The sequence below is a fragment of the Enterobacter sp. UCD-UG_FMILLET genome (assembly GCF_000762975.1).
Classification (GTDB): Bacteria; Pseudomonadota; Gammaproteobacteria; order Enterobacterales; family Enterobacteriaceae; genus Enterobacter; species Enterobacter dykesii.
Window position 1 is genome coordinate 1 of sequence record NZ_JRJC01000028.1, and the last position, 17,107, is coordinate 17,107.

The following is a 17,107-nucleotide window of genomic DNA, read 5'->3' on the forward strand; positions in this document are numbered from 1 at the left end:
GAGGCTTAACCTTACAACGCCGAAGGTGTTTTGGCGAAGAGACAGACAATCAAATTTCAGCTTTGATACAGATTAACAGAATTTGCCTGGCGGCTTTAGCGCGGTGGTCCCACCTGACCCCATGCCGAACTCAGAAGTGAAACGCCGTAGCGCCGATGGTAGTGTGGGGTCTCCCCATGTGAGAGTAGGGAACTGCCAGGCATCAATCAGAAGAACCCCGTACCGTAAGGTGCGGGGTTTTTTGCTTTGTGCGCGCAGAAAAGCCCGATGGCGCTGCGCTTGCGTTTTAGTAGGCCGGATAAGGCAAAGCCGCCATCCGGCAACGCAGACCGCACGATCCCACGACAAAGAGAAACAAGAATACAAAGAAGGGATTTATAAACGCAGAAAAGCAAAAACCCAGCCATAGGCTGGGTTCTTTGAATAGTGGTGCCCGGACTCGGAATCGAACCAAGGACACGGGGATTTTCAATCCCCTGCTCTACCGACTGAGCTATCCGGGCAACGGAGCGCATTAAACCGCAATCACGCCCGATCGTCAACATTATTTCGGGAAAAGCTGTTCAACTGCTTAAGTTTGCGGCAATCTGTCCGCTTTCGCCGTGAAAATGCACAAATCTTCCAGACAGAACCAGTGTCATACGGCAATGCTGATAGCAAGAGGAGGACAGTATGGCAAATGACTGGCTTGAACTGCGTCAGCATGCAGATACGGGTATTGAGACGATTAAAGCGCATTTCGAAGGGCATGCCTTTGATCCGCACTGGCACGATAGCTATCTGGTAGGGATAACCCTCTCCGGCACGCAGCAGTTTCACTGCCGCCGTGAGCGTCATCGTAGCCAGCCGGGCGACGCATTTCTCCTCGAGCCTGGCGAGATCCACGACGGTGACGCGCCTGTAGAGGGCGGCTTTACCTATTCGACCTTCTATCTTGATGAGCGCTGGCTTACCCGTGCGCTACAAGGACTTTACGAATCTACTCCTGGGAGTTATTCACCCCACTTTGCCCAAACGCTGACGCGGGAGCCGCAGCTGGTGCGCGGTGACCAGCCCGTTGATGTGGCTGCCGCAGTGGGTTTTGCCGATCAAAGCCATCTGGGGCGATGGTTTCAGCGTGCTTACCGTATCTCTCCCGCACACTACCGCCGGTTGTGCACAAACCTTCCAGACGTTTCCAAAAAATAACGGCACATTCATGGCTCTAATAAAAAGGAGCCACCCGTGAGTTTGATACCCTTTCTGTTGTTCGCATTTGTCGCCTCCATTACGCCGGGGCCGACCAATATTCTCGTGCTGACGAACAGCCAGCACTTTGGCGTAAAAAATACCGTACCTGCTATTCTGGGCGGGTGCATCGCAGCCAGTGCAATTGTGCTGGTATCAGGCGCGGGCGCGGGGGAAGTGCTGCGTCAGTACCCTCTTATACGTCAGATAATGAGCTGGACAGGCGTGCTGTGGCTAAGCTGGATCAGCTGGCAGCTGTTTCGCGCCCCGGCTGTCCGTCTCGCCGCTGAGAACCATATCCGATTCACCGCTCGGGCGGCGGCGCTGCTGCAGATCGTGAACCCCAAAACCTGGATGATGGCGCTGGCCGTCGTCAGCCTGTTTGCCCCAGCTGGAGACCATGCATTGCGGGATATTGCGCTAATGTCGCTATGGTTTCTGCTGATCTCAATAGCCTGTTTGATGTGCTGGGCGTGGTTGGGTAAAGCGGTGAACCGAATATTTCGCACCACCGTGGCGATGGTGCGGTTTCAGCGCCTGATGGCGCTGTGTCTTCTCGTCTCTTCCTGGGCGGGCATCCTGGCTTAGGTCAGTGCTCCACCCATTCTGCATTGGGCAAAGCGCAGAATATCTTCCGCCAGGCGGTGCGCCGTATCCACATCGGCCTGGCTACGGTTCACCAGCATGCGGCTGAGGCAACCTTCCAGCACCAGTTCCATCTGCTTCGCCACCATCGCCGGGTCATCGACTTCCAGCGTGGTCAGCAATTCGTGGGTGAAGTCATGCGCCGCCCGTTTTTGCTGATCCGCCAGTTGATGGATAGGATGGCCTGGGTCGGGAAAATAAGTGCAGGCGGCGATGAACAGACAACCCGGGTAGCGGTTGTTGCTGACGCATTCGGTCAGCGCGGTATAGCGCGCCAGCAGTTTTTGCTCCGCGGTCAGTTCTTCATTCAGCATCAGCTGTCTGCGCCAGATATCAACCTGCTGGCTGAGATAGCGCAGGGCATCATAGAGTAGCGCCTCTTTATCCGGCCAGAAGCGCTTAAGTTCATCCAGAGGATAATCGATACGGTCGGCTACCATCTCAAGCGTGGTGCTGGCGATCCCTTGAATCTCAAGTAATTGCAGGGCTTGTCCCAGTACGTCTTCACGTTGCACGGTTATCTCCTCCGCTATTCCCAACGGTTTGTCCCGTTTAAAGTGTTGTTTACGGTTGGCGATTGCGCAAATGCGCGCTAAATGCCGCTGCATCCATAAACCCGGTTACACGCTGTTCTGGCTGCTCCTGGCCCTGTTGATTGAAGAACAGAATGGTTGGCAGCCCGAGCACGTTAAGCTGCTTCAGCAGAGCCTTATCCTGCGCATTATTGGCGGTCACGTTCGCCTGGAGCAAAACGGTCTCTTTCAGGGCGCTTTGCACCTGTGGATCGCTAAAAGTATATTTTTCAAACTCTTTGCAGGCGACACACCAGTCGGCATAGAGATCGAGCATCACCGGTTTGCCTTTCGCCTCTGCCAGGGCGCTGTTAAGTTCATCCACGTTTTTAATCTGGGTGAAGTTCAGATGCGCCTGGGTCTGACTCACCGGTGTGCCGAACGCCCAGTCCTGCAGAGGGCGTACGCTCACCAGCGCGGCAGCCAGCAGCAGGATTTGCACCAGGCGCATCGATGGCTTCTTCGCCCCCAGGCTGACGATAAACGCCCAGGCAAAGAACGCTACGCCGAGCATCGCCCACAGGCGTAAACCCCAGACGTCCCCGATGATACGCTCAAGGAGGAACACCGGCAGCGCGAGGATGACAAAGCCAAATGCGGTTTTCACCGTCTCCATCCACGGGCCGCTCTTCGGCAGAAGTCGATTGCCGAAAACCGTGACCAGAATCAGCGGCAGGCCCATGCCCAGCGCGTAGAGGTACAGCGTACCCCCGCCGAGCCACATGTTTCCGCTCTGGGCGATATAGAGCAGGATGGCGCTCAGCGGCGCGGTGGTGCAGGGAGAGCATATAAGCCCGGCAATGGCACCCATCGCGAACACCCCGCCTGCGGAGCCGCCCTGCTGACGGTTGCTCATCAGCGTTAAGCGCGTTTGCAGCGAGGAGGGCAGCTGCAGCGTGAACAGGCCAAACATTGACAGCGCCAACAGGATAAACACCGCTGACAGGCCAATGAGAACATAAGGGTGCTGGAGTGCTGCCTGGAACTGGAAGGTTAGCGCTGTCGTTGGTTTTCTCAACCGAGGGGACCGGCGTTACAGCAGCAGTTGCTTTCACTTCGCTAAGCGGCACGACTTTTGTTTCCGGCGGATAGCAGAAACCTGCATCCGCACATCCCTGATACGTCACCGTCAGCGTTGCACCTTTATCGGCCTGATTCACCGTCACAGGCACGTTTAAGCGCTGGCGGTAGATTTCACTCTTGCCATAGAACTCGTCCTCGTGCCACTCGCCAGCGGGCAACCGTAATGCGCCCACGTTTGCCTGAGCAGGGGTAATGCTCACCTGCTTGCGATAGAGGTAATAGCCCTCTTTCACCTGCCAGGTGAGCGTCAGATCGTGCTGGTTCTGCTGAAAATCGAAAACAAACGCCTGGTCGGCAGGAATAAAGTTCGAACGGCCGGGCGCGTCAAACAACCCGGCAAAAGCTGAAGTGCTGCACAGCAGCAGGATCAGCGTAAGGAAGCGTTGAGCCATGAGAGATAGTCGTTATCGCCGTGGACCACTGGCAGCACCAGCAGTTCCGGAGTTTGGTAAGGATGATGAGATTTGAGGCAGTCCAGGAGAGCCTGCTGATTCGCCAGATTGGTTTTGAGCAACATCTGGACTTCGTACTCTTGCTCCAGCTTGCCTTCCCAGTAATACAGGGAAGTGGCACCGGGGAGGAGCGTCACGCAGGCAGCCAGTTTTTCGGCCAGCACTTTAGCGGCGAGATCCTGGGCAGAGGCTTCATCAGGGGCGGTACACAGTACGACAACAGCATCAGGCGTGTTCACAAGTCGACCTCCTCATCACGAAAGGCTTCACTATACCACGCAAGGCGGTTGGTCATTAATGAAACGGGCCGCAGAGCGGCCCGATTTTAACTATTTTTACAACCACTCACCGTTTACAGCACCACGCCGCCAATGATAAAGCCGAGGATCACGCAAAGTGAAATGGCGACCACGCCCGGGATCAGGAACGCGTGGTTAAACACATACTTACCGATACGGGTTGAGCCGGTGTCGTCCATCTCCACCGCCGCCAGCAGGGTTGGGTAGGTTGGCAGAACGAACAGGGCAGAAACCGCTGCGAAAGAGGCAATCGCCGTCAGTGGCGTCACGCCCAGCATCAGTGCCGCAGGCATTAGCGCTTTGGTGGTCGCCGCCTGGGAGTAAAGCAGGGTAGCGGCAAAGAACAGCACCACCGCCAGCAGCCACGGGTAGTTGTGGAGCAGGTCGCCAGCGACGGTCTGAATGTCGCTGATGTGCGCTTTCACGAAGGTATCACCAAGCCAGGCTACCCCGAGGACGCACACGCAGGCGCTCATACCGGATTTAAAGGTGCTGGCGTTCAGCACTTCGCTGGTGTCAATTTTACAGGTGATGCTAATCAGCGTCGCGATGGTCAGCATAAACACCACAATCGCTTCGTTACGCGGCAGGACCGGGTTCTGGATCAGGCCCACGGTGTCGCTGATGGCGGTCGCGTAGAACATCACCGCGACAATACCGATCAGGAATAGCAGTAAGGAGCGTTTCGCATGTGGCTTAAGTTCGAAGACCTGGCTGCCGCGCAGGCTCACTTCACCTTTGGCCAGACGCTCCTGATAAACCGGATCGTCTTTCAGTTCAGCGCCGAGGAAGTTACACAGCACGGCGGTGATCATAACCGCGATCAGCGTCACCGGGATACAGATCGCCAGCAGCGTCAGGTAGCTCACGCCCATCGGCTCAAGAATACCGGCGAAGAAGACCACCGCAGCGGAAATCGGCGAGGCGGTAATCGCAATCTGGGACGCGACGACGGCAATAGAGAGCGGACGAGACGGACGGATACCCTGCTCTTTCGCCACTTCGGTAATCACCGGCAGCGTAGAGAAGGCGGTGTGGCCCGTACCGGCGAGAATGGTCATAAACCAGGTCACCAGCGGGGCAAGGAAGGTAATGTACTTTGGATGGCGGCGCAGCATGCGCTCCGCCAGGCTTACCAGGTAGTCCATACCGCCTGCCACCTGCATGGCGGCGATAGCGGCAATAACTGCCATGATGATTTCGATAACGTCAAACGGGATTGCGCCGGGTTTAATCTGAAAGATAAGGGTAAGAACGAGCACCCCGAAACCGCCGGCAAAACCGATGCCGATACCCCCGAGTCTTGCTCCCAAATAAATCGCCAACAAGACGATGACGAGTTCTGCTCCAAACATAAGGACCTGCCTTGCTTATTAACAAGTTGATATTGAATTGTTGTATTTAGGTAACGCCTAAAAAGAAAAAAGGCACGTCACAAGTGACGTGCCTTAAGAAGCCTAGCCAGAACGGTTACTGTTCGCTTTCATCGGTATATCGTTTCGCTTTATATGCCGGGTGCATCAGGTTCTGGGCCGAGAAGATATCGTCCAGCTCGGCTTCGGTCAACAGCCCGCGCTCCAGCACCACTTCACGTACGCTCTTACCGGTTTCGGCGCAAATCTTACCGACGATATCACCGTTGTGGTGACCGATGAACGGGTTGAGGTAGGTGACGATCCCGATGGAGTTATAGACATAACCCTCACAGACTTCTTTATTCGCCGTGATGCCGTTAATGCATTTTTCCAGCAGGTTGTAGCAGGCGTTGGTCAGAATGTGGATAGATTCAAACATCGCCTGACCAATCACTGGCTCCATCACGTTCAGCTGCAGCTGACCCGCTTCAGAGGCCATGGTCACGGTCGTATCGTTACCGATGACTTTGAAGCAAACCTGGTTCACCACTTCTGGCACCACCGGGTTCACCTTGGCTGGCATGATGGATGAACCCGCCTGCAGTTCTGGCAGGTTGATTTCATTCAGGCCAGCGCGCGGACCGGAAGAGAGCAGGCGCAGGTCGTTACAGATTTTGGACAGTTTGACCGCCAGACGTTTCAGGGCGCTGTGTACCATGACGTAGGCGCCGCAGTCGGAGGTGGCTTCAATCAGGTCTTCTGCAGGCACAACCGGCAGGTTAGAGACTTCAGCCAGCTTCTGTACCGCCAGCTGCTGATAGCCATCCGGGGTGTTCAGACGGGTACCGATGGCGGTGGCGCCCAGGTTCACTTCCAGCAGCAGCTCGGAGGTGCGCAGCAGGTTTTTGGTCTCTTCGTTTAGCAGTACGTTAAACGCGTGGAATTCCTGGCCGAGCGTCATCGGCACCGCGTCCTGCAGCTGGGTACGACCCATTTTCAGGATGTTCTGGAACTCAACCGCTTTACGCTGGAAGCCATCACCCAGCTGGTTGATCGCGTCCACCAGTTTCACCACAGAGGCATACACCGCGATACGGAAGCCGGTAGGGTAGGCGTCGTTGGTGGACTGGCATTTGTTTACGTGGTCGTTCGGGTTCAGGTACTGGTATTCACCTTTCTGGTGACCCATCAGCTCCAGGCCAATGTTTGCCAGTACTTCGTTGGTATTCATGTTGACGGAGGTGCCCGCGCCGCCCTGATAGACGTCAACCGGGAACTGGTCCATGCATTTGCCGTTGTTCAGCACTTCATCGCAGGCTGCGATAATCGCATTTGCCGCGCTTTTAGGAATGGTTTGCAGCTCTTTGTTAGCCAGTGCTGCGGCTTTCTTCACCATCACCATGCCACGGACAAACTCAGGGATGTCGCTGATTTTGCTGTTGCTGATGTAGAAGTTTTCAATCGCTCTCAGAGTGTGGACACCGTAGTAGGCATCCGCTGGAACTTCCCTGGTACCCAACAAGTCTTCTTCGATACGAATGTTGTTTAACATGTGAACCTTCTTTTCAAGCTGCCGATGGATTGTACTAAACACACAGTATTTATGTGGTTTTGAATATTTTCTGGCCGACGATTATTCCCTCAATCAGCCAGATGCTCGAGATCATATGCTGATGATAGCGAATTGCCGTAAGCTGGATCACTTATTATCGAGCCGATTCCATGATAATTATTAATCTGTGAAATGGGTCACCGCTTTATAATTTCCAAAAAAAATATCCGTGCAAACTGATTGAATTTTCGCTAACCGTCACCATCTCATACAAACGCGCGTCGCGAACACATTCAGACAGGGGCCCGATGGCCTCTGCCACACAGGAGATGCCAGTGCGCTGGATACCGTTTATTGCTTTCTTTCTCTATGTTTACATTGAGATTTCCATTTTCATCCAGGTTGCCCATGTGCTGGGCGTCCTGCTGACGCTGATTCTGGTGATTTTCACCTCCGTCATCGGCATGTCGCTGGTGCGTAATCAGGGTTTCAAAAATTTCCTGATAATGCAGCAGAAGATGGCCGCAGGGGAAAGCCCGGCGGAAGAGATGATCAAAAGCGTGTCGTTGATTATTGCGGGGCTGCTGCTGATCCTGCCGGGGTTCTTCACCGACTTCCTCGGCCTGCTGCTGCTTCTGCCGCCGGTGCAAAAACACCTGACCATGAAGCTGCTGCCGCATCTGCGCTTTAGCCGTATGCCGGGCGGCGGGTTCAGCACCGGGCCGGGCGATACCTTTGAAGGGGAGTATCAGCGTAAGGATGAACAGCACGATCGTTTAGACCATAAAGACGATCGGTGATTTTATTGCCCGGTGGCGCTTCGCTTACCGGGCTTCCGGTACCGCACTGCGCTTCGGCAAAAACACCCACAGCCCTGCCAGCATGACAATCGCGTACACACTTCTCCATCCCACCATCGCCAGCAGCAGCAGGCAAAGCACGCCCCCGACGACCGCCAGAGCTTTATAGCGACCTTTCAGCAAACGACATCCCGCCAGCATGCACAGCAGGTAGATCATGATGAAAATGCCGTTGGCGTAGACGATGAGCGCGTCCAAATTAATCTTCAGTGCGTAAATACACAGCGTGCTCACCACGCAGCAGCCCAGTACGGCATTCAGGGCATTCAGCGGAAGCTGGCGTTTAGACAGGCGCGCGAGGCGGTTATCAGATTTATAAAGCGCCTGCGACCACACCAGCCGGGCAAAGCTCTGGATATAAATATTCAGGCTGGCAAAACAGGCCAGATAGCCGATGACGCAGGCGATCCATAGCGCCTTCAGGCCGAACAGTTCCACCACGATACCCGGCAGCGATGCCGCGGCGGCGAGATCCGCTCCGAACGCGTGGAAGTGTAAGACCAGCACGGTACACGCCCAATAGACCGTGCCAGCAAGCAGCAGGCCTATCATCAGCGCGCGGGGAAAATCACGTTCAGGCTGCTTAAATTCAGAGGCCAGATGGGCAAAAGCTTCCAGACCCACAAAACACCAGAACATGACGGAGAGCGCGGCGAAAAGCTGGGAGTGGTCGACGTCGGTCAGCGCCGGGAAGGGAATTTCCTTTATTGTGATATCGCCCGCCCACCAGATTGCGACAACGAGCGCGACAATCAGCACCGCAACCAGCGTCTGCAGGTTGGCGCTGGAGTTGGCGCCGCGAGAGCCTACCCACCAGACGATCGCCAGCGTACCCAGTTCGGCCAGCAATAACTGCTCGTTATGCCAGCCAAACAGCGCCTGACCAAAGCCGGTCGCAATATGCAGCGCCGCAGGAAGGCCAACCGGAATGACGGAGAGAAACAGCCAGCCGGTAACACGCTGCAGCCGCGGGCCAAAGGCCAAGCCGACAAAGTGCGCCACGCCGCCCGCGCTGGGGAAATGCCGCCCCAGGATGGCAAACACAATGGCTATCGGGAAAACCAATACAATCAGCGCTGGCCACGCCCACAGGCTGTTATTTCCAGCCACCAGCGCCGCCAGTGCGGGTACGGCAAACACGCCCGTACCTAACAAGGAGGTTGAGAGCAGTCCGACGCCCTGCGCCAGCCCCAGCTCCTGCTTGAGTCCACTCATTCACATCGCCCTGCCAGTACCAAAAGAGAGGCGATGGTAACACTTTCGCAAATTTTTTTTTCGACTCCCCCTTGAAGGGGGAAAAAGCTATCCCCATCTCTCAGGGCACTAGTCGGAAAACCGCATGCGGGCCGGCGTCATCCATAACTGATAATGACTTTCTCAAAGGAGAGCTATCAATGAGTATTCGTCCGTTACATGATCGTGTGATCGTCAAACGTAAAGAAGTTGAAACCAAGTCTGCTGGCGGCATCGTTCTGACCGGTTCTGCAGCAGCCAAATCAACGCGTGGCGAAATCATCGCTGTCGGTAAGGGCCGCATCCTGGAAAACGGAACTGTGCAGCCACTGGACGTTAAAGTTGGTGACATCGTAATTTTCAACGATGGCTACGGCGTGAAATCCGAGAAGATCGACAATGAAGAAGTGTTGATCATGTCCGAGAGCGACATTCTGGCAATTGTTGAAGCGTAATTTACGCACGAGAATTTGAGGAAATAAGAACATGGCAGCTAAAGACGTAAAATTCGGTAACGACGCTCGTGTAAAAATGCTCCGCGGCGTAAACGTACTGGCAGATGCAGTTAAAGTGACTCTGGGCCCGAAAGGCCGCAACGTAGTGCTGGATAAATCCTTCGGCGCGCCAACCATCACCAAAGATGGTGTTTCTGTAGCACGTGAAATTGAGCTGGAAGACAAGTTCGAAAACATGGGCGCGCAGATGGTGAAAGAAGTTGCCTCTAAAGCGAACGACGCTGCAGGTGACGGTACCACCACCGCGACCGTACTGGCGCAGGCAATCATCACCGAAGGTCTGAAAGCCGTTGCTGCGGGCATGAACCCAATGGATCTGAAACGTGGTATCGACAAAGCTGTCGCCTCCGCTGTTGAAGAGCTGAAAGCGCTGTCCGTACCGTGCTCTGACTCTAAAGCCATTGCTCAGGTTGGTACTATCTCCGCTAACTCCGACGAAACCGTAGGTAAACTGATCGCTGAAGCGATGGACAAAGTCGGTAAAGAAGGCGTGATCACCGTTGAAGACGGTACCGGTCTGGAAGACGAACTGGACGTGGTTGAAGGTATGCAGTTCGACCGCGGCTACCTGTCCCCATACTTCATCAACAAGCCAGAGACTGGCGCTGTTGAGCTGGAAAGCCCGTTCATCCTGCTGGCTGACAAGAAAATCTCCAACATCCGCGAAATGCTGCCAGTGCTGGAAGCCGTTGCGAAAGCAGGCAAGCCTCTGGTTATCATCGCTGAAGACGTTGAAGGCGAAGCGCTGGCGACCCTGGTGGTAAACACCATGCGCGGCATCGTGAAAGTGGCTGCGGTTAAAGCACCTGGCTTCGGCGATCGCCGTAAAGCGATGCTGCAGGATATCGCTACCCTGACCGGCGGTACCGTGATCTCCGAAGAGATCGGTATGGAGCTGGAAAAAGCGACCCTGGAAGACCTGGGCCAGGCGAAACGCGTTGTGATCAACAAAGACACCACCACCATCATCGACGGTGTGGGTGAAGAGGCTGCTATTCAGGGCCGCGTGGGTCAGATCCGTAAGCAGATCGAAGAAGCGACTTCCGATTACGACCGTGAAAAACTGCAGGAGCGCGTAGCGAAACTGGCTGGCGGCGTTGCGGTTATCAAAGTCGGTGCAGCGACCGAAGTTGAAATGAAAGAGAAAAAAGCACGCGTTGACGATGCCCTGCACGCGACCCGTGCTGCGGTAGAAGAAGGCGTGGTTGCTGGTGGTGGTGTTGCGCTGGTGCGTGTTGCCGCTAAACTGGCAGGCCTGACCGCACAGAACGAAGATCAGAACGTGGGTATCAAAGTTGCGCTACGCGCAATGGAAGCCCCTCTGCGTCAGATCGTTTCTAACGCCGGTGAAGAGCCATCTGTGGTTGCGAACAACGTGAAAGCGGGCGAAGGTAACTACGGTTACAACGCGGCAACTGAAGAATACGGCAACATGATCGACTTCGGTATCCTGGATCCAACGAAAGTAACCCGTTCTGCTCTGCAGTACGCGGCATCTGTCGCTGGCCTGATGATCACCACCGAGTGCATGGTCACCGATATGCCTAAAGGCGATGCACCAGACTTAGGTGCTGCTGGCATGGGTGGCATGGGCGGTATGGGCGGCATGATGTAATCGTGCGCTCTACGTCGTAGAATGTGAAAAACCCCCGGGCAGAAATGCTCGGGGGTTTTTCTTTTGGTCATCTTTTAGGTATAAGATTTACACACGGACAACAACTGTCCAGCTTATTGAAAACGAGGAATAACATGCGCGTAAAAGTCTGTGCAGGGATTGTAGGGGCAGCATTGCTGCTGGCGGGTTGTAGCTCCAGCAATGAGCTGTCGGCAGCGGGCCAGGGCGTTCGCTTTGTGGAAGATAAGCCTGGCAGTGAATGCCAGCTGTTAGGCACGGCAACCGGTGAGCAAAGTAACTGGATGTCAGGTCAGCATGGCGAAGAAGGTGGCTCGATGCGCGGTGCGGCGAATGCCCTGCGTAACCAGGCTGCGGCAATGGGCGGAAACGTGATTTACGGCGTGAGCAGCCCAACGCAGGGTATGCTGTCCAGCTTCGTGCCGACCGCCAGCCAGATGAACGGCCAGGTCTACAAGTGCCCGAACTGATTGCCTTTTTCCCTCTCCCTGTGGGAGAGGGTTAGGGTGAGCGGAAACTAGCGCTGCCGCAGCTGCAAATCCAGCGGCGTCTTGCTCGGCTCTCCGCCAATCTCGCGTGCCAGCTTCGGCACCATATAGCCTGAAACCAGCGTTAACAGTTCGCGCATAATCTGCCGGGCTTCTTCATCCGTCACCATGAAATGGGCCGCGCCCTGAACGCGATCCAGCACGTGCAGATAATAGGGCATCACGCCCGCATCAAACAGGGCATTGCTCAGGTCAGCCAGCACGCGGGCGCTGTCGTTCACGCCGCGCAGCAGCACGCTCTGGTTCAGCAGCGTTAAGCCCGCTTTACGCAGGCGCACCATCGCCGCGCGAAAGTCATCGTCAATTTCATTCGCGTGGTTGATATGGTTCACCAGCAGCACCAGCAATCTTGACTGCTCCAGGCGTGATACCAGTCCGTCAGTGACACGTGCCGGAATGACAATCGGTAAACGGCTGTGAATACGCAGGCGCTTAACGTGCGGGATGGCTTCAAGCTGAGTCAACAGCCAGTCCAGCTCATGATCTTTTGCCATCAGCGGGTCACCGCCGGACAAAATAATCTCATCCAGCTCCGGATGGGCGGCGATATAGTCCAGCGCGACCTGCCAGTTGCGTTTATTGCCCTGGTTTTCGGCATACGGGAAGTGCCGACGGAAGCAATAACGACAATTTACCGCGCAGCCGCCTTTTACCAGCAGCAGGGCGCGGTTGAGATACTTGTGCAGTAAACCCGGCACCACGCTGTTCTGCTCTTCCAGCGGATCGGTGCTGTATCCCGGCGCGGTGACAAACTCATCCTGCAAAGTAAGCGTTTGTTTTAAAAGCGGATCGTCGGGGTTGCCTTTCTCCATCCGCGCCACAAACGCACGGGGAACTCGCAGGGCGAAAAGGCGCTTTGCCTCGCGGCCTGCAAGCAACTCTGGGTGCTTATCGAGGTCTAAAAGACGCAGCAATTCATCAGGACTGGTGATTACATCGGCAAGTTGCGATAACCAATCTTCTCTGGACGGGGTGTTTAGGGTTACAATATGCGCCATTTTGTGGCTTAGCTACCAGTTAACAAATTTAGAGGGCCTTATGGCAACGTACTATAGCAACGATTTTCGTGCTGGTCTTAAAATCATGATGGACGGCGAACCGTACGCGGTTGAAGCCAGCGAATTCGTTAAACCAGGTAAAGGCCAGGCATTCGCACGCGTTAAGCTGCGCCGTCTGCTGACCGGTACCCGTGTTGAGAAAACCTTCAAATCTACTGACTCCGCTGAAGGCGCTGATGTTGTTGATATGAACCTGACCTATCTGTACAACGACGGTGAGTTCTATCATTTCATGAACAACTCCACTTTCGAACAGCTGTCTGCTGATGAGAAAGCGGTAGGTGATAGCGCTAAATGGCTGCTGGATCAGGCTGAGTGCATCGTGACCCTGTGGAACGGCCAGCCTATCGCTGTGACCCCACCAAACTTCGTTGAACTGGAAATCGTTGAAACCGATCCAGGTCTGAAAGGTGATACCGCAGGTACCGGCGGTAAACCAGCCAAACTGTCTACCGGTGCAGTGGTTAAAGTTCCACTGTTCGTACAGACTGGCGAAGTGATCAAAGTGGATACCCGCTCCGGCGAATACGTATCCCGCGTGAAGTAATTTACGTCATGATTGAAGGCGCAGCGCCCGCTGCGCCTGATTTTTGCAGGCAGGGATGATGAAACGTACCGTTAAAATTCTGCTTCTGTTAGCGCTTTCCAGTGCATTGCTTTCCGGCTGTAACACCACCCGTGGGATGGGACAAGATATCCAGGATCTCGGTCATATCATTTCTCACGCCGCCAGCTAAGTTCGTCTAATTTTCCTAAAAATGCTTCCTTTTCCGTCAACCGGCGGGATCTTGTCTATCCTTAAGTTGCTATACACAAAACAACTTTGGCTATAAAAGGAAGATATTATGGTTAAGAAAACAATTGCAGCGATCTTTTCAGTCCTGGTACTTTCTTCAGTGTTAACTGCCTGTAATACCACGCGTGGCGTCGGTCAGGATATTTCTGAAGGTGGTAGCGCAATCTCTGGTGCGGCAACCAAAGCTCAGCAGTAATTAACATACGGTACGAGACCAGCGGGTTTCGTACCGTCAGCTTTCTGATTCCTGCAGGGATAAGAACGGAGAAAAACGCGTATCCATATGCAATTTCATGCGGATATTGCGTTTATAGGTATACACCGTTTTGCCGTTGATACTCAGGTGAGCGGCAATTTTTTGATTGCTCGCACCGTCCATCCACAATGTCAGCACTTTCTCTTCCTGTCGGGTCAGCAAGGGGGCCGCTGCCGTTGGCCTGTCAGCGCTGGCGCGCGAGTTTAATGCGTCGTTGATAGTCGTTGCCACTTCTTCGAGACTGGCGTTTTTCAACAGCGACGACCACACCGGGAACTGTCCGAGCCAGTCGGTCATGCCGCGGTCCTCTCCCGATTGCAGCAAAATAAACGGTAATCGTTCACTGGCGCTCAGCAACGACGAGAGCTGCTGAAAATGATGAATATCCTGCCTGAAGCCGTACAGGTCGGCGATAACCAGCGTGGGTTTCCATTGCAGAATGTGCTCCCTGGCAAGGAACAGATTATTTAGACCCGTCACAACGTAGTGTCCCGGGAACAAACCGGAATGATTGAGCCATGCTTCAAACCCCGTGCGGGTGAAGTGACAACGGTCAATCAAAAGAATTTTGAACATATTTTATTCGCAGTCGGCTAGTGGTTTGGCTTCCTGCCATCAGAAAGCACATCATCATAGAGAAGTCGGATGAGTGCTAAATGCCGGAACTACGCGCCATACTGCGGCTATTTCTTGCCTTAACGTGTTCAGCAAAAAATGATTGAAAAAAAATAGCACGCTAACCACAATATGGGGCGTAATCTCTGCCTTACGGGACGACCCGTAAGCGTTTTTTTCACCGGGGACGGCCCCAGCTTGTATTAAGTTAAGGAGCCTGAAATGTCCTGGATCATTCTTTTTATTGCTGGCCTGCTCGAAGTGGTATGGGCAATTGGTCTCAAGTACACCCACGGATTTACCCGCCTGACGCCCAGCGTCATAACCGTCACCGCGATGATCGTGAGTATTGTTCTGTTATCCTGGGCAATGCGCTCGCTGCCTGTGGGAACAGCTTATGCCGTCTGGACGGGCATTGGTGCGGTTGGGGCCACCATCACCGGCATTCTGCTGCTGGGAGAGTCAGCGAGTCTGGCGCGTATCGGCAGCCTCGCCTTGATTGTGGCCGGTATCATTGGGCTTAAGCTCAGTACCCATTAATGGGGTTGTTTTACCCAGATAAGTTTTGACACATCAAACCCTTGCCGGGTCGCGACGTCCAGCATCTGCTGTTTCATTTCTGACGAAATAGTTGGCGTGCGGGAAAGTATCCACAGATAGTCGCGATCCGGCCCGCAGACCAGCGCGTGACGGTACTCTCTGTCTAGCGCGATCACGTTATAGCCGCCATAAAACGGGCCGAAGAAAGAGACTTTGAGCGCAGCCCGTCGCGGGTCGCCCGTGAAGTATGCTTCCCCAATCGACTGCTGCCACATCTCCCGATCGGGATTATAACCCCGGTTGATCACCTGAATACCGCCATCATCCATCGGGCTGTAATTCGCAGTAACCTTCTCTAAGCCCTGCTCAAACCGATGGTCGAGGCGCGCGATTTCATACCATGTTCCAAGGAAGCGTTGTGCATCAAAAGGCGTGACGACGGTAACGCCAGGAGGCGGGGTAGGGGAACTGCAGGCAACCACTAAAAACGCGGCTGTCACCGCGGCGATAACAGGCAGAATGCGCATAGGAGTTTCCTTACTGTTTTTTGTTAAGTGTAGATGACGGCAAGGAAAATGTGGTTTTTGTGCGGTGTGTTTCGCCGGGTAAGCGTAGCGCCACCCGGCAATGTTTTACTGCAGCGCGTCGAGGATACGGTATGCCGCCTCAACGCGGGCAGGGTTCGGATAGCTTTTATTCGCCAGCATCACAATGCCGAGCTGCTTTTCGGGAATAAATGCTACGTAGCTGCCAAACCCGCCGGTAGAACCTGTTTTATGGACCCAGGACGTGTTGACCGGGGGCGCCGGTGGATTCACTTCTCTCGCAGGCAGCGGTGCCAGTGCCACCTTATTGTCGCTACCTTCAACCACGGTTCTGGCATCGACCGGCCAGTTAAGCATTTCCCAGCCTAACCCCTGATACATGGCCCCCACGCGCCAGTAGCGAGACTGCGCCAGGGCAATGCCTTGCCTGAGTGACGTATCCTGAAGCGAGTCCGGCTTCATGTTGACCATCACCCAGCTTGCCATATCCTTCAGGTTGGTTTTTACGCCATAGGCTTCAGCGTCCAGCATGCCTGGCGAAACGTGTACCGCTTTACCGTCGCGGTATCCCCAGGCGTAATGCGCCTCTTCCGCTTTCGGAACGTTAATCCAGGTATGGTCCAGCTTGAGCGGCTTAAAGACCCGCGTCGTTATGGCCTGCTCATAGCTCATGCCGGAAGGCTTAACCGCCAGCGCGCCAAAAAGACCGATGCTGGTATTGGCATAAAGACGCGTGGTGCCCGGCTTCCACTGCGGCTGCCAGTTTTGATAAAAGCGCAGCAGAGAGGCGTTATCCGTGACTTCATCCGGTACCTGCAACGGCAAACCTCCTGCGGTATAGGTTGCCAGATCCAGCATGCGGATCCCCTGCCACTGCTTGCCTGTCAGCTCAGGCCAGTATTTTGTCACCGGATCGCCCAGCGATATTTCACCGCGAGCAATGGCATCGCCACCCAATACGCCAGTGAAGGTTTTACTTATAGAGCCCAGTTCGAACAAGGTTTGTGGGGTGACAGGTTTGTTCGCCGCAACATCGGCTTTACCGAAGGTAAAGTAGTGCGGCTGACCCTCATAAATCACCGCCACCGCCATACCCGGAATGGCCTGCGCTTTCATCAGCGGCGTAACGGTACGTTCCACCACCTCAGCCAGCTGTTTTTCTGACATCGGTGCAGCCAATACCGAGCAGGAGGTGCTGAGCAGCAGGGCGCAGCAAAGGGATTTAGTCATCATCAATTATCTTCCGTAATAGCAGTTCAAGGGAGTGTCCGGGCCCGTCAGACCGCTGTAGTCTGTTGGATTTGACTATGGCTGACAAACGGT

General features: G+C 54.7%; 19 protein-coding genes, 1 tRNA gene, 1 rRNA gene and 1 pseudogene. 11 read left to right on the forward strand and 11 right to left on the reverse strand.

The window, feature by feature from the left end; translation table 11 throughout:
• Nucleotides 1-85: 85 nt before the first annotated feature.
• A 5S ribosomal RNA gene (gene rrf, locus LA04_RS13495) occupies nt 86-201 on the forward strand.
• 226 nt (nt 202-427) lie between these two features.
• Here the strand turns inward: rrf and LA04_RS13500 are convergent.
• Nucleotides 428-503, reverse strand: a tRNA-Phe gene (locus tag LA04_RS13500).
• A gap of 169 nt (nt 504-672) precedes the next feature.
• Between LA04_RS13500 and LA04_RS13505 the strand changes: the two genes are divergently transcribed.
• Complete coding sequence (locus LA04_RS13505; RefSeq protein WP_047651997.1) at nt 673-1,188, forward strand: AraC family ligand binding domain-containing protein; 516 nt, start codon at nt 673-675, stop codon at nt 1,186-1,188.
• A 36-nt stretch (nt 1,189-1,224) separates the two neighbouring features.
• Nucleotides 1,225-1,815 carry a LysE family translocator gene (locus LA04_RS13510; protein WP_047651999.1) on the forward strand — a complete coding sequence of 197 codons (591 nt, stop codon included), beginning with the start codon at nt 1,225-1,227 and terminating at the stop codon, nt 1,813-1,815.
• On the opposite strand, the gene LA04_RS13515 is transcribed toward LA04_RS13510, so the two are convergent.
• The 5 genes and pseudogenes from LA04_RS13515 to aspA all read right to left on the reverse strand — a co-directional run bounded on the left by LA04_RS13515 (nt 1,812) and on the right by aspA (nt 7,185).
• Nucleotides 1,812-2,387 carry a transcriptional regulator gene (locus tag LA04_RS13515; protein WP_032643754.1) on the reverse strand — a complete coding sequence of 192 codons (576 nt, stop codon included), beginning with the start codon at nt 2,385-2,387 and terminating at the stop codon, nt 1,812-1,814. The two genes, LA04_RS13510 and LA04_RS13515, sit on opposite strands and share 4 nt — an antisense overlap.
• Before the next feature lie 49 nt (nt 2,388-2,436).
• Nucleotides 2,437-3,919: pseudogene (locus tag LA04_RS13520) on the reverse strand (protein-disulfide reductase DsbD).
• The gene (gene cutA / locus LA04_RS13525; protein ID WP_014168278.1) at nt 3,895-4,218 is read right to left on the reverse strand and encodes a divalent cation tolerance protein CutA; all 324 of its coding nucleotides are present in this window, start codon (nt 4,216-4,218) and stop codon (nt 3,895-3,897) included. The pseudogene LA04_RS13520 and the gene cutA overlap by 25 nt, the downstream one beginning before the upstream one ends.
• Nucleotides 4,219-4,331: 113 nt before the next feature.
• Nucleotides 4,332-5,633, reverse strand: coding sequence for an anaerobic C4-dicarboxylate transporter (locus LA04_RS13530; protein WP_047652001.1), 1,302 nt, complete (start codon nt 5,631-5,633; stop codon nt 4,332-4,334).
• Nucleotides 5,634-5,748: 115 nt separating this feature from the next.
• The gene (aspA, locus tag LA04_RS13535; RefSeq protein ID WP_047652003.1) at nt 5,749-7,185 is read right to left on the reverse strand and encodes an aspartate ammonia-lyase; all 1,437 of its coding nucleotides are present in this window, start codon (nt 7,183-7,185) and stop codon (nt 5,749-5,751) included.
• A 335-nt stretch (nt 7,186-7,520) separates the two neighbouring features.
• On the opposite strand from aspA, the gene LA04_RS13540 reads away from it, so the two are divergent.
• Nucleotides 7,521-7,985, forward strand: coding sequence for an FxsA family protein (locus tag LA04_RS13540; RefSeq protein WP_023616652.1), 465 nt, complete (start codon nt 7,521-7,523; stop codon nt 7,983-7,985).
• A 24-nt stretch (nt 7,986-8,009) separates the two neighbouring features.
• Here LA04_RS13540 and yjeH read toward each other — a convergent pair whose 3' ends face one another.
• Nucleotides 8,010-9,260 carry an L-methionine/branched-chain amino acid transporter gene (yjeH, locus tag LA04_RS13545; RefSeq protein WP_047652004.1) on the reverse strand — a complete coding sequence of 417 codons (1,251 nt, stop codon included), beginning with the start codon at nt 9,258-9,260 and terminating at the stop codon, nt 8,010-8,012.
• A gap of 179 nt (nt 9,261-9,439) precedes the next feature.
• Here yjeH and LA04_RS13550 point away from each other — a divergent pair, with 179 nt between their 5' ends.
• From LA04_RS13550 to LA04_RS13560, 3 genes are all read left to right on the forward strand, one after another.
• Nucleotides 9,440-9,733 (forward strand): co-chaperone GroES, encoded by a 294-nt coding sequence (locus tag LA04_RS13550; protein WP_003855929.1) that lies wholly within the window; start codon nt 9,440-9,442, stop codon nt 9,731-9,733.
• A gap of 31 nt (nt 9,734-9,764) precedes the next feature.
• Complete coding sequence (gene groL, locus LA04_RS13555) at nt 9,765-11,408, forward strand: chaperonin GroEL (protein ID WP_014882201.1); 1,644 nt, start codon at nt 9,765-9,767, stop codon at nt 11,406-11,408.
• Nucleotides 11,409-11,542: 134 nt separating this feature from the next.
• Complete coding sequence (locus LA04_RS13560; protein ID WP_010427771.1) at nt 11,543-11,896, forward strand: DUF4156 domain-containing protein; 354 nt, start codon at nt 11,543-11,545, stop codon at nt 11,894-11,896.
• Nucleotides 11,897-11,943: 47 nt separating this feature from the next.
• Here the strand turns inward: LA04_RS13560 and epmB are convergent, their stop codons facing one another.
• Nucleotides 11,944-12,972, reverse strand: a complete 1,029-nt coding sequence (epmB, locus tag LA04_RS13565; RefSeq protein ID WP_047652007.1) for an EF-P beta-lysylation protein EpmB — start codon at nt 12,970-12,972, stop codon at nt 11,944-11,946.
• A 40-nt stretch (nt 12,973-13,012) separates the two neighbouring features.
• Between epmB and efp the strand changes: the two genes are divergently transcribed.
• The 3 genes from efp to ecnB all read left to right on the forward strand — a co-directional run bounded on the left by efp (nt 13,013) and on the right by ecnB (nt 14,024).
• On the forward strand, nt 13,013-13,579 hold the full coding sequence (efp, locus tag LA04_RS13570) for an elongation factor P (protein WP_010427766.1): 567 nt from the start codon (nt 13,013-13,015) through the stop codon (nt 13,577-13,579).
• 58 nt (nt 13,580-13,637) lie between these two features.
• Nucleotides 13,638-13,769: an entericidin A/B family lipoprotein gene (locus LA04_RS13575; protein ID WP_024907352.1), complete on the forward strand. Its 132-nt coding sequence runs from the start codon at nt 13,638-13,640 to the stop codon at nt 13,767-13,769.
• Between the two features lie 108 nt (nt 13,770-13,877).
• Complete coding sequence (gene ecnB / locus LA04_RS13580; RefSeq protein ID WP_003025482.1) at nt 13,878-14,024, forward strand: lipoprotein toxin entericidin B; 147 nt, start codon at nt 13,878-13,880, stop codon at nt 14,022-14,024.
• Nucleotides 14,025-14,060: 36 nt separating this feature from the next.
• Here the strand turns inward: ecnB and LA04_RS13585 are convergent, their stop codons facing one another.
• Nucleotides 14,061-14,660, reverse strand: a complete 600-nt coding sequence (locus LA04_RS13585) for a helix-turn-helix transcriptional regulator (RefSeq protein ID WP_047652008.1) — start codon at nt 14,658-14,660, stop codon at nt 14,061-14,063.
• Between the two features lie 261 nt (nt 14,661-14,921).
• Here LA04_RS13585 and sugE point away from each other — a divergent pair, with 261 nt between their 5' ends.
• Nucleotides 14,922-15,239, forward strand: coding sequence for a quaternary ammonium compound efflux SMR transporter SugE (sugE, locus tag LA04_RS13590; RefSeq protein ID WP_047652009.1), 318 nt, complete (start codon nt 14,922-14,924; stop codon nt 15,237-15,239).
• On the opposite strand, the gene LA04_RS13595 is transcribed toward sugE, so the two are convergent.
• Both LA04_RS13595 and blaACT read right to left on the reverse strand, forming a co-directional pair.
• Nucleotides 15,236-15,766 (reverse strand): lipocalin family protein, encoded by a 531-nt coding sequence (locus LA04_RS13595; protein ID WP_047652010.1) that lies wholly within the window; start codon nt 15,764-15,766, stop codon nt 15,236-15,238. The two genes, sugE and LA04_RS13595, sit on opposite strands and share 4 nt — an antisense overlap.
• A gap of 105 nt (nt 15,767-15,871) precedes the next feature.
• The gene (gene blaACT, locus LA04_RS13600; protein ID WP_047652011.1) at nt 15,872-17,017 is read right to left on the reverse strand and encodes an ACT family cephalosporin-hydrolyzing class C beta-lactamase; all 1,146 of its coding nucleotides are present in this window, start codon (nt 17,015-17,017) and stop codon (nt 15,872-15,874) included.
• Nucleotides 17,018-17,107: the final 90 nt, after the last annotated feature.